An 11,548-nucleotide genomic window follows, 5' to 3' on the forward strand; every position below is an offset into this window, starting at 1 on the left:
CGCTGGCCCTTCAAACGATCGTCGGTGGCCGGATCCATGTCTTATGGGGCGCTGGCCACGAACTCATTTTGCAGACGCAGGGCGTTGGTCTCGGTAACATCGATGGCGTCATCGTTGCCCGCGAGGGCCACCCTGTAGACGCCCCGTGCAGTCTCCACCGAGACCAGGCCTTGCCGCACGTCGCGCAGCACGGCGGCCGGATCACGCGTCGCGGGATCGCCGAAGCCGCCGGCGCCGGCCGTCCGCAGGCTGAGCACGTCGCCCTTGCGAAGGGGGTAAGTGCCCTTGGAATGCAGGCTGCGCTCGCTCCGGGTACCGGGGTTGAGAATGGTCGCCGCCTTCGAGCCCGCCAGCCCGCCTTCGAGCCCATAGGGCGCGTTGACATAGCGGTCGCCGAGATTGGTGACGAGCCCGGCATCGGCTAGGAGGCGCACATCCTTGCGCACCGCCATTCCCCCGCGGAACTGCCCTGCCCCGGCCGTGTCCGGGATCAGCTCCATGCGCTCGACGAAGACCGGCGCATTCATCTCCTGCACCTCGATCGGCGTATTGGTGCCGTTGGTCGGAGACGTCGTGGCCTCCTGCCCGTCGCGATGGCGGTGGGCGCCGACCCCGCCGATCGCCGTCATCCAGGCGAGGAAGGGCTTGCCGGTATGCGGGCTGACCGTGCCACTCACCTTGGGGTTGCAGAAGCCGGAGCTGGCCGCGATGACCCTGTCGGGTACGATCTGCGCGAGCGCGCCCATCACCACCTCGTAGATCCGGTTTGCGTTGACCGCACGGGCGCCGCTTGCCGCGCCGGGGTGCGGGTTGACGTAGCAGCCCTTCGGCGCACGGATCTCGATGCAGTCGATAATGCCGAAATTCTGCGGCGAGCGCGGCAGCGTCACCGCCTTGATCGCCGCGATGCAATAGGAGCGGGTATATTGCATGTAAGCGTTGATCCCGGCCGGCCGCTGCGGGCCGGTACCATCCCAATCGCAGATGACGCGGCCGGGCTCGACGGTCAGCGCCAGCCTGAACGGCACCGGTTCCGTATCAGGGCCGACATCGTCGAGGACATCCTCGAAGCGATAGGTGCCATAGGGCAGCTCGGCAATGGCCTCGACCATCGCGTCGCGGCTGCGGGCCACGATTTCGCGCATGCAGGCGGCCAGTTGCTCGGGTCCGTATTGCAGAGCGAGCCCCTGCATGCGGGCGACGCCCGTCATGTTGGCGGCGTATTGCGCGTGGAGGTCGCCGAGCACGTCCTTGATGCGGACATTGCCCTCGATGATGCGCAGGATTTCCTTGATCGGCTCGCCCGCCTTGTAGAGCAGCACGGGCATCAGCTTGATGCCCTCCTGGCAGGTCTCGCTGACGCCGACCACCTCCTCGCTGCCCGGCGCGCTGCCGCCGACATCGATGTGATGGGCGATGTTGACCGCGTAGCCGATCAGGTCCGCCTCATGGAAGACGGGCGTGACCATGAAGATGTCCGGCAGGTGACCGGAGCCGATGGTGGGATCGTTGCAGATCACCGCATCGCCCGGGCCGAGCGAGCCCTTGGGATAATAGTCCAGCATCTGCCGGACGGTGAAAGCCATCGAGCCCAGATGGCCCGGGCTATAGTCACCCTGGGCGATCATGTTGCCTTCGGCGTCGAAGACGCCGGTCGAGAAGTCCGAGCCCTCGCGGACGGTCATCGAATAGGCGGTGCGCAGCAAGGTGCTGCCCATCTCGGCGGCGGCGGAGAGAAGGCCGCCCCACACCACCGAGAAGGTGACGGGATCGATCGTGCTCATGACGCAAATCCTCAGTTGAGTGTGGTGACGAGATTGCCATGCGAGTCGACGGTTGTTTCGCTGCCCGGCGGCAGGACGATCGTCGACTCGCGTTCCTCGACGATGGCGGGCCCGGAGAAGACATCCCCTGCGCTCAGGCGATAGCGGTCATAGACGTCGCAGAGCGTGAAGCCCTCAGTCTCGGGAAACCACACCTGGCGCTGGCTGCGGCGCGCGCGCTCGACGCCTCCGGGCTCCTTCGGCAGTTCGTCCATGGTCAGGGTTCCGCCGATGGCGATGCCGCGCAGGCGCCAGTGGACGGCAACGATCGTCCAGTCGGGATCGAAGGTGCGGGCGCCGTAGGATTTGGCATAAGCCGCGTGGAAGGCGGTGCGCAGCACGTCGAGATCATCAGGCGCATAGGGATAGGCCGGCAGGTCGACAGCGATCTCGAAGCCCTGACCGGCGAAACGCATGTCGCAGCTCGCCGAGAAGCTCTGGCGCTCGCGCAGCACCCCGGCCTCGTCGAGCTGGCGGCGCGCCTGCCCCTCCAGATCGGCATAGAGCGTGTTGATCTGCGCGATGGCGGCGCCGTCGAGGTTCATCACCTGCGTCCGCGCGAGGTCGAGGGAGATTTCCGCCATCAGCAAGCCCACGGCAGACTCGACGCCCGCGGCGCGCGGGAAGACCACCTTCGGGCAGCCCAGCATGCGCGCCAGCCGCGTGCCGTGAACCGGGCCGGCGCCGCCGAAAGGGACCAGCGCGAACAGGCGCGGATCCTTGCCGCTGTTGATGGTGACGGCGCGGGCCGCCTGCGCCATTTGCGCGGTGACGATCTCGTGGATACCCCAGGCCGCCTGCATGGCGTCGATGCCGAGCGGTACCGCGATATCGCGCTCGATCGCGGTCAGCGCGGCCTCCGAATCGAGCTTCATCTCGCCGCCGAGGAAGTAGTCGGGGTTGAGATAGCCGAGAACCAGATCCGCATCCGTGACCGTGGGCTTGGCGCCGCCGTGGCCATAGCAGGTGGGTCCGGGCACCGAGCCGGCGCTTTCGGGGCCGACAGCGATCGCGCCGAGCTCGACCTTGGCGATACTGCCCCCGCCCGAGCCGATCTCGATCAGGTCCACTGCCGGGATGCTGACCGGCAGGCCACTGCCCTTCTTGAGATGGGTCATGTCAACCTCGAACTGGCTGGTCAGCAGCGGCTTGCCGCCCTCGACGAGACAAAGCTTTGCGGTGGTGCCGCCCATGTCGAAGGAGATCAGGTTGTCGGTGCCGGCAGCCGGCGCGAAGCGCGCTGCGGTCAGAACGCCCGCGGCCGGCCCGCTCTCGATGATGCGGATCGGGAAGCGCTTGACCGTATCCGCGGTGGCGACGCCGCCATTCGACTGCATGATCAGCATCGGCACCTGCGCGCCGAGCTTCCGCAACTGCCGGTCGAGGCGCTCCACATAGCTGGCGACGCCCGGCATGACATAGGCGTTCATCACGGTCGTGCTGGTGCGCTCGAACTCGCGATAGAGCGGTGACACCTCGCTGGAGACCGAGACCATCAGCTCCGGAGCTTCCTCGGACAGGATCTCGGCGACACGCCGCTCATGCGCGGGGTTGGCATAGGAGTGCAGGAAACAGATCGCCACCGCGACCACGCCGCGCGCCGTCAATTCGCGGGCGACGACACGGGCATCGGCCTCGTCGAGCGCCGTCTCGACCTCGCCGGTGAAGAGCATCCGCTCCTTGACCTCGAAGACGAAATCGCGCGGCACAAGCGGCAGCGGCCGGCCGGCCATGTTGTCGTAAAGCTCGTAGCGCTTCTGGCGGCCGATCAGGATGACGTCGCGGAAGCCCTTCGTCGTAATGAGCGCGGTCGGCGGCCCCTTGCGCTGGATGACGGTGTTGGTGGCGATGGTGGTGGCGTGGACCACTTCGCTGATCTCGCCCATCGCCCGGCCGCTCTGGGCCATGCGGGCCTTGAGGCCCTCGATCACCGCTTCTGCCGGGTCGGCCGGCGTGCTCAGCACCTTGCCTATCTCGAAATGGCCGGTATCGGGGTCCAGCACCGCGAAATCGGTGAATGTGCCGCCTATGTCGACGCCAACGCGCAAACCCATCGTTCTAACTCCCGGTGTGGAACGGCTTATCTCGCCGGATCAGTGAAGAGATGCGGGCTCCAGGCCCGCGGTGATGATGCCCGGCGCCGGCGCATGCTCGCCGCCCAGATAGGCCTCCCGGATGCCGGGATTCTCGCGAAGCTCCGCGGCGCTGCCCTCCATCGAGACGACGCCGTTGCGGAGCACATAGGCCCTGTCGACCAGTTCCAGCGCCTTGTTGGCGCTCTGCTCGACCATGACGATGGTCAGGCCCTGCGACTTCCAGCGGGTGAGGATGTCGTAGACCCGGTCCACCATCAGCGGCGACAGGCCCATCGAGGGCTCGTCGATGCACAGCACCAGCGGCTTGCGCAGCCAGGCGCGCGCCATCGCGACCATCTGCTGCTCGCCGCCCGACAGGGTGCCCGCGAGCTGGTCGAGGCGGTCGCGCAGCCAAGGGAATTCCGCCACAGCCGCTTCGATGTCGCGGTCGAGCCGAACACGCGGCGTGCCACGTCGCGCATAGGCGCCGATTAGGATATTGTCGCGCACGGTCAGCTCGGCGAACATGCGCCGGCCCTCCGGGATAGAGGCGATGCCTTGCTCGATGACATCGGCCGTGGTCCTGGCCTTGAGCGGCTGCCCGTAGAGCGAGATTTCGCCGCTCCTGGGCGTGACCAGCCGCAACACGGTCTTGATCGTCGTCGACTTGCCCGAGGCGTTGCCACCCAGGACCGCCACCGCCTCGCCGCGCCCGACCTTGAGCGAGACCCCGAACAGGGCCTGGACCGGGCCGTAGAACACATCGACATTATTCAGCTCGATCGCGGGCGTGTCCGGCGGCCCCGGCATCGGCGCCTCCGGCTCGTGGTCGAGATGGCCGCGGACCACCGCATGGATGCGCCCCCCGCCCTGGCCGAGATAGGCAGCCGCGACCTGCGGATCGGCAAAGGCGCGGTCGGGGTCTGCGTCCACCAGAACCTTGCCCTGCGCCATCACGATGGTTCGCTGGGTCAGCTTGCGGACGATATCGAGCTTGTGCTCGACCATGACGATCGTCATGGCCGGAAAGCGCCGGCGGACGTCGAGCAGCAGATCGGCCAGCTCATGGCTTTCGGTCGGGTTCATGCCGGCCGTCGGCTCGTCGAGCAGCAGGAGGTCCGGCGAGGTGGCGAGCGCCCTTGCGATATCCAGCCGCCGCCGGTTGGCATAGGACAGGCTATGCGTCGGGCGATCGCGGCGCGGCCACAGCCGCTCCCCGAAGAGCTTCAGAATCTCCTCCGCCCGCGCATCGGCCTCGCGCGCGGCCTTGCCATAGCCGGCGATGCCGAAAAGCCCCCCGATCGGCTCCGCGAGGCAACCAAAGCGCTTCGGTGTGCGTCCGCCACCGATCAGCCCGCGCTGGGTGCCCACCCTGACGCTTTCGCCGATGGTCAGCGCTGGAAAGACGCGACTGGTCTGGAAGGTGCGGGCGATACCGAGCGCGGCGATGTCTTCCGGCTCGGATCCATCGAGACGTCGGCCGCCGAGACTGATCGTGCCGGCACTGGGCCGGGCGAAGCCGGTGATCGTCTGGATTAGCGTCGACTTGCCGGCGCCGTTGGGACCGACGATCCCGACGAACTCGCCGGGCGAGACAGTCAGGTCCACCCCGCCGATCGCCTTGAGCCCGCCGAAGCTGACTTCGACGCCGGAAAGGACAAGCTCCCTGCCCTGCGCTGGGTTCTGCATGCCGTGCATCACCGGACTCCCGCGATTCCTTGCGGCCGGAACCGCAGCGTTAGGTAGAGGATTGCACCGAAGAGGATCATCCGGAACTCGGCGGCATCCCGTAGCGTCTCCGGCAGTACGATCAGCGCGACCGCGCCGAGCACTGCCCCCGTGAGGTTGCCGAGCCCGCCCAGAACGATGATCGCGACCATCAGGAAGGACGTGTCGAGACGAAAGCTGTCAGGGCTGATGAAGCGCTGGAGGAAAGCGAACAGCCCGCCGGCGAGTCCGGCGCAAAGCCCCGACAGCACGAAGGCGGTGACGAGATAGCGCCGCACCGGCAGGCCGGCCGCATGCGCCGCGATCCTGTCCTCGCGGATAGCGCGCCAGCTCAGCCCGATCGGCGAGGCAAGCAGCCGCCCGACCGCCAGCACCATCAGCACGAGAATCGCGACGGCGAGCCAGTACTGGGCCGAGATCGAAGCGAGCGAGGTGCCGGGCAGGAACGACAATGGCGGGCGCGGAATGCCGAAGATGCCGTTGGGGCCGCCGGTCACGTCGGTCCAGTTCAGCAGCACGAGCCAGATCAGCACGCCGACCGCCAGCGTCGCGAGGCCGACGACATGTCCCGTCAGGCCGGCACAGATCAGCCCGACCAATCCGGCCAGTGCGGCGCAGGCAAGTGCCGCCGCAAGCAGGCTGAGATCGGCCGTTGCGCCCTGCTTCGCCACCAGCGCGGCGACATAGGCCCCCACGCCGAAGAAGCCCGAAAACCCCAGGAACATGATGCCCGATGCCCCCGAGAGCATGGTCAGCCCCGCGGCAAGCAGAGCGAAGATCACGATCTGGAGGCCGATCTGGACGATATATGGCGAGACCGGCAGCAAGGGCAGAACAGCGCAGGTGGCCACGGCGAGCGCCAGCAGCGGATAGCTCATGGAGAGGCGCCTGACCGGCGGCAGCGGCTGTCCGCCCTGCCCGATCAGAATGCTGGTCGACGGCATCACACCGGAGGCTCCGCGCGAACCGCCAAGCGCGTTCAGCCGCTTGTCGCCGAGCAGGCCCTGCGGCCGGAAGGTGAGGATTACCAGCAGGATGCCGAAGGCGACCATGTCGCGAAAGCCTTCGCCGATATAGCCGACGGCCAGCGCCTCCAGCACACCGAGCAGCAAGCCGCCCACGACCGCACCGGGAATGCTGGCGAGGCCGCCAAGCAAGGCCGCCGTGAACCCCTTGAGCCCGAATGGCACGCCCATTTGCGGATAGACCGACTGGTAATACATCGCGATCATCACGCCTGCGATCGCGGCCAGTGCGGCTCCGAGCCCAAAGGCGAGCAGGCGCAGCCGGTCGGTCCGCACGCCTATCTGGCGCACCGCATCCATGTCCTGCGACATCGCGCGCAGCGCCCGCCCGGCCCAGCTGCGTGTCAGGAACAGGTAGAGCGCGGTCATGGAAGCCAGCGAAATCGCCAGGATGGCGCCGTCCATACCGGTCACATAGGCGGCGCCGATCGTGACGCTGTAGCGGGACAGGGGGCTGGGGAAGGAATGCGCTTCCGGTGTCCAGATGATCTCCGCCGCCTGGTCCAGCATGAAGGTGATCGCCAGCGTCGACAACAGCGGAGCGATCCATGGCGCATTTTCGAGCGGGCGCAGCGCCACCCGCTCGATCAGCATGCCGATGGCGGTCGCGACCGCCACCGAGACCACCGCGGCAGCCGCGAGCGGCAGGCCCAAGCGCACGCCGGTATAGGCGAAGAAGGCGCCGAGCATCAGGAGCGAGCCCTGGGCGAAGTTGATCAGGTTCGTCACCCCGAAGATCAGCGAAAAGCCGATGGCGACGAGTGCGTAGACGTTCCCGATCACCAGCCCGTTCAGGATCTGGCTGAGGAATTCGATCATGATGGCGACATCCTCTGTGCAGCAGGCACCTCGCGAGCTCAGTTGAAGGGCTGGTAGGCCTTGCCCTTCACGACGATGTAGTTGATCGAACGCTCGCCAAGATCTCCGTTGCCCACGTATTTGAGGGCGCCGCTGACACCCTGAATCGGCGCTGCGTCGGCGATCTGGTCGCGGATAGCCTGCCGCGTGATGGGCTTGCCTGCGGTAGCCAGCACCTTCATCGCGTCCGTGACGATTAGCATGGCGTCCCAGGTGAAGGCGGAATAGTAGTTCGGTTCCTTGCCGAACTTGGCTTCATAGGCTTTCGAGAACTTGATTGCCTCGGGCGCATCGGCGAGAAACTGGGTCGGCATCACCACCCCCTCCGCCGCCCCATTCGCCAGCTCGATGAATTTGGGGTCGTTCAGCGTGTCGGTCCCGGCGACCTTGAGGGCCGGGTCGGCTTGCCGCAGTTGCTGCATGAACAGCGCCGATTCAGCATAGTGGCTGACGAGGAAGACGCCGTCGGGCGCGGCTGCCTTGATCTTGGTGATGAGCGGCCGGAAATCGCGAGTTTCCGGGATCATCGCCTCGGACAGCACCACCTCGGCACCCAAGTCTTTCAGGCGCTTGGAGACCAGCGTGTTGGTGACCATGCCCCAATCGTCCTTGAAGTAGACGATCGCGATCTGTTTCATCCCGAGCTTCTTCAGCAACATGTCGACATGCGGCTGCACCATGGATGATTGCGTCGGCGTGGTGCGGAACTGGTACGGGCTAATCTTGACGTAGTCCGGATGGCTGGCCGTCGGCGCGACCTGCGCGATCTTGGCTTCTGCGAGGATCGGCGCCGCGGCCATGGATTCGGTCGAGGTCTGGCCGCCCAGGACGGCCAGCACGGCCGGATCGTCGGCGAATTTCTGGGCGATCGTCGCGGCCTCCCGCGGGTTGCCGCGCGTATCCTCGACACGGACCTCGATCTTGCGCCCGGCAATGCCGCCGGCCGCATTCAGCTCGTCGGCGAACATGCCGGCGGCTTCCTTGAAGCGCGACCCGAGCGCAGAGCGCTCCCCGGACATCGGCCCGAAAAGCCCGATGACGATCGGATCCGCAGCTTTCGCCACACTCAAAGATTGGGCACCGAGCGCAGCCGCAACGGCCGCCCCGATCAGAAACTTCGACCCCTTCATGATGACCCCTCCCAGGGTTGCTAAGCTCAAAAAGTTTATTTGCTAAACAAGTCGAGCGGCAAGCAAAAAAAATTAGCCGGGCTTCGACTCCCTCCTTCAACCATCGCCGCAGAGCGCCAAGTAGCGGAGATACCCACAAAAATCGACCGAATTAGCCTTTATATCGATTCATTCCCGTAAATCACTGATCGATCCAGAGGCGCATGAGCTTAATTCCTGAGCAACGTTCGCGGCGGGGCGCTGACCCGAGCGGCGCAGAGACTACTAAACATTCTACTTGATCCAAGTGGGGAAATCGCGTTTGCTCACAGCATGAGAAAATCCAAAAAGACCTCCAGCTCCGCCGGTCGGGAGTTCGAGCTGTTCGACGATCTGATGCCGGTGCGCCGTTACAAGCTGCTGCTGCAGACATTCCTCAAGCGGCGCGGCCCCGGCGCACGGCAGACGATCGCGGAGTCGCTCGGGCACACCCGCAGCTTCGTCACGCAGATCACGAGCCCCGCCTACGATCTCGCCATCCCTGCCAGCCAGGTTCGTGCGATATTGAAGCTGGCGGAGCTGACGTCCGAAGAGGAGCGCATCTTCCTGGACGCCTATGTCGATGCGCATCCCGAGCGCGCCGCCGAGGTGTATGCAGCATCGCAGCATGCGCTCACGATCGCATTGCCCGATCTCGGCGACCCGTCCGCGCAGGCGCGGCTCGAGGAGCTGATCCGACGTATAGCCGAGGCCGCGATCGACAGTTTCGTCGATACCCGGGCCCGGCAGGCCGGGCGGGCGGCATGAACATCGACCTCACCCAACGCGGTAACATGCTCAGCGTGCTGGCACGCGATCCCGCGGACGGCACCCTCGGGATCGCGCTGGCTTCCAGCTCCATCGCCATCGGGGCGCGCTGCCCGCATGTCGAGACCGGGCGCGCGGCGGTGGCGAGCCAGGGCTTCACCAATCTCAAGGTCGGGCCGCTGGCGCTCGATCTGATACGCTGCGGCCTAACGGCGGCCGAAGTGCTGGAGGCGCTGCGCCAGCACGACCGGTGGCTGGACTATCGGCAGATCGGCATCCTCACCGCGGACGGGCAGATCGGCGCCCATACCGGAAGCCAGGCGACGGGCTGGGCGGACCACCGCATCAGTCCTGATCTCGTCGTGTTGGGTAACGGCCTCACGCAAGGCAGTGCCGCTCTCGACGCCGCAATGAGCGGCTATGCGGACGACCCGGCATCGCCGATGGCGAAACGCCTGCTGACGGCGCTGGAGCGAACCAAGACGCTGCTGGTCGACAGCTTTCCGATCAACTCGGCCTCGTTGCTCGTGCGCTCGCCGGGAGCCGAAAGCCAGATCGACCTCAGGGTGGACCTGCCCACGCGCCCGATCGAGGACGGCGGCAACGCGCTCGCCGATCTGGCGCGGCTGTATGAAGCCTATCGGCCGCTCGTCGAAATCTATGCCGCCCGCTCGGTGGCCCCGCGCTCCTTCTGAACAGGCGAGAGCTCTGCCATGACCTTCACCATCGTCGCCCGATGCCCGGAGACGGAACTGCTCGGTATCTGCCTTGCGACCAGCCCTCTCGGTGTCGCATCACGCTGCCCGCATGTGCGCGGAGGCGTCGCGGCCATCTCCTCGCAATGCCATTCCGACTGGCGCCACGGACTGGCCGGCATGGCACTCGCCGAACAGGGCTGGGCACCTGACGAGATCATGGGCGCTCTGCGCCAGAAGGATCGCTTCTTCGACTATCGCCAGGTCGGCATCGTGACGGCCGATGGACGCGCCGCCGCACACAGCCCGACGATGGGCGCGCCCTGGACGGGGCACCGTGTCGGCAAGGGCTTTGTCGCGATGGGTAACGGGCTGGTCGGGCCTGGCGTGGTCGATGCGATCTTCGACAGCTTCGCGGCAGGCAAAGACCTGCCGTTCTTCGAGCGGCTGGTGCAGGCAATCGAGGCCGGTGGAGCAGCAGGCGGCGAGGCAATCGGTCACAAATCGGCCGGCATCATCGCTTGCGCGCCGGGTATCGAGAGGCCACTGATCGATCTGCGGATCGACATGGCCAACCCGCTTCCGCAGGAAGGGGGCGACGCGATCCGGGATCTCCGCCGCGTGTTCGACGCCTACGAGCCGCTGGTTCCCTATTATGCCGACCATTGGCTGGACAATCCGCAGGCTTCCTATGGCGACTACCTCGCTATGACAGCGGCGGAGCGGGCCAAGCTGTCGGCAACCGTGCGGTAACGCCAAGAGCTGACCTAACTGACTGCCGGAAAGCGGACATCGCGTGCTGCCCTGCTGTGGGTGCGAACGATCAAAGGGGCCACCGCTTCGCCGAAACCGCGCGCGATGGCGCTGGTTCACGCCCGCGGCTCCGTCTGGGGCGCACTGATCTTCCAGAACATGTTCAAGAAAGAACAGTAGGGGATCGGCTGGCAATTGTGCGAGAGGTGTAGCTGCGACCTTACTGCCAGCTTCCTTTGCCATGAGGCTGGGACGCGCCCAGCCTCGCTTTCGCGCTGAGTTCAGGCAGGCAACCCGAAAATGGCCCCTGTCAACGCTGGCAATGAGCCCGGCGCTGGACGACGAAGGAAAGCCGGAGTTCGTGATCGACGCCGCTTGTTTTCCAGGCTCGTCGGGCTCGCCTATCATGGTGGCCAACGGGGGGCCTATTTTGATCCAACCGGCAAATTGATGAGCGGAAGCAGAGCTCGATTTCTCGGCCTCCTATGGGGAGGCCCTACCTTCACCGCCAGAGGTGATCTGAAACCCGAGCCCATCCCTACTGCGGTAACTGCCATCGAAACCCAGGTCATGATGAACCTCGGCTTCTGCATTAAAGCGCACGCCGTGAGAGTCTTTTTGGAAGGCCTACTGGAGAAAGCATGGCCTCGGAAGGCCTGAGCCCATATTTCAATC

8 protein-coding genes are annotated in these 11,548 nt (G+C 66.0%); 3 read left to right on the forward strand and 5 right to left on the reverse strand.

What is annotated here, in order from left to right; translation table 11 throughout:
* Positions 1 to 41: 41 nt before the first annotated feature.
* The 5 genes from IED13_RS20855 to IED13_RS20875 are packed head-to-tail and all read right to left on the reverse strand — an operon-like array spanning position 42 to position 8,639.
* Entirely contained in the window at positions 42 to 1,784 is a 1,743-nt protein-coding gene (locus IED13_RS20855) for a hydantoinase B/oxoprolinase family protein (RefSeq protein ID WP_191125325.1), read from the reverse strand.
* An 11-nt stretch (positions 1,785 to 1,795) separates the two neighbouring features.
* Positions 1,796 to 3,877, reverse strand: a complete 2,082-nt coding sequence (locus IED13_RS20860; protein ID WP_191125326.1) for a hydantoinase/oxoprolinase family protein — start codon at positions 3,875 to 3,877, stop codon at positions 1,796 to 1,798.
* A 39-nt stretch (positions 3,878 to 3,916) separates the two neighbouring features.
* Positions 3,917 to 5,587: an ATP-binding cassette domain-containing protein gene (locus tag IED13_RS20865; RefSeq protein WP_210323703.1), complete on the reverse strand. Its 1,671-nt coding sequence runs from the start codon at positions 5,585 to 5,587 to the stop codon at positions 3,917 to 3,919.
* An 8-nt stretch (positions 5,588 to 5,595) separates the two neighbouring features.
* Positions 5,596 to 7,470: an ABC transporter permease gene (locus tag IED13_RS20870; protein WP_191125328.1), complete on the reverse strand. Its 1,875-nt coding sequence runs from the start codon at positions 7,468 to 7,470 to the stop codon at positions 5,596 to 5,598.
* A 38-nt stretch (positions 7,471 to 7,508) separates the two neighbouring features.
* The gene (locus IED13_RS20875) at positions 7,509 to 8,639 is read right to left on the reverse strand and encodes an ABC transporter substrate-binding protein (protein ID WP_191125329.1); all 1,131 of its coding nucleotides are present in this window, start codon (positions 8,637 to 8,639) and stop codon (positions 7,509 to 7,511) included.
* A 312-nt stretch (positions 8,640 to 8,951) separates the two neighbouring features.
* On the opposite strand from IED13_RS20875, the gene IED13_RS20880 reads away from it, so the two are divergent.
* Genes IED13_RS20880 through IED13_RS20890 form a run of 3 tightly spaced genes read left to right on the forward strand, consistent with a single transcriptional unit; the run spans position 8,952 to position 10,873 of the window.
* Positions 8,952 to 9,425 (forward strand): hypothetical protein, encoded by a 474-nt coding sequence (locus tag IED13_RS20880; protein ID WP_191125330.1) that lies wholly within the window; start codon positions 8,952 to 8,954, stop codon positions 9,423 to 9,425.
* Complete coding sequence (locus tag IED13_RS20885; RefSeq protein ID WP_191125331.1) at positions 9,422 to 10,120, forward strand: DUF1028 domain-containing protein; 699 nt, start codon at positions 9,422 to 9,424, stop codon at positions 10,118 to 10,120. Before IED13_RS20880 ends, IED13_RS20885 begins: the two co-directional genes overlap by 4 nt.
* Positions 10,121 to 10,138: 18 nt before the next feature.
* Positions 10,139 to 10,873 (forward strand): DUF1028 domain-containing protein, encoded by a 735-nt coding sequence (locus IED13_RS20890; RefSeq protein WP_191125332.1) that lies wholly within the window; start codon positions 10,139 to 10,141, stop codon positions 10,871 to 10,873.
* Positions 10,874 to 11,548 lie beyond the last annotated feature (675 nt).

The organism is Allobosea spartocytisi, from assembly GCF_014764685.1.
Lineage (GTDB): Bacteria > Pseudomonadota > Alphaproteobacteria > Rhizobiales > Beijerinckiaceae > Allobosea > Allobosea spartocytisi.

Bases quoted from the DNA above. Each gene is read 5' to 3' on its own strand.
- IED13_RS20890 (WP_191125332.1), top strand. From the start codon at position 10,139: ATGACCTTCACCATCGTCGCCCGATGCCCGGAGACGGAACTGCTCGGT.
- IED13_RS20885 (WP_191125331.1), top strand. From the start codon at position 9,422: ATGAACATCGACCTCACCCAACGCGGTAACATGCTCAGCGTGCTGGCA.
- IED13_RS20860 (WP_191125326.1), bottom strand. From the start codon at position 3,877: ATGGGTTTGCGCGTTGGCGTCGACATAGGCGGCACATTCACCGATTTC.
- IED13_RS20865 (WP_210323703.1), bottom strand. From the start codon at position 5,587: ATGCAGAACCCAGCGCAGGGCAGGGAGCTTGTCCTTTCCGGCGTCGAA.
- IED13_RS20875 (WP_191125329.1), bottom strand. From the start codon at position 8,639: ATGAAGGGGTCGAAGTTTCTGATCGGGGCGGCCGTTGCGGCTGCGCTC.
- IED13_RS20870 (WP_191125328.1), bottom strand. From the start codon at position 7,470: ATGATCGAATTCCTCAGCCAGATCCTGAACGGGCTGGTGATCGGGAAC.
- IED13_RS20855 (WP_191125325.1), bottom strand. From the start codon at position 1,784: ATGAGCACGATCGATCCCGTCACCTTCTCGGTGGTGTGGGGCGGCCTT.
- IED13_RS20880 (WP_191125330.1), top strand. From the start codon at position 8,952: ATGAGAAAATCCAAAAAGACCTCCAGCTCCGCCGGTCGGGAGTTCGAG.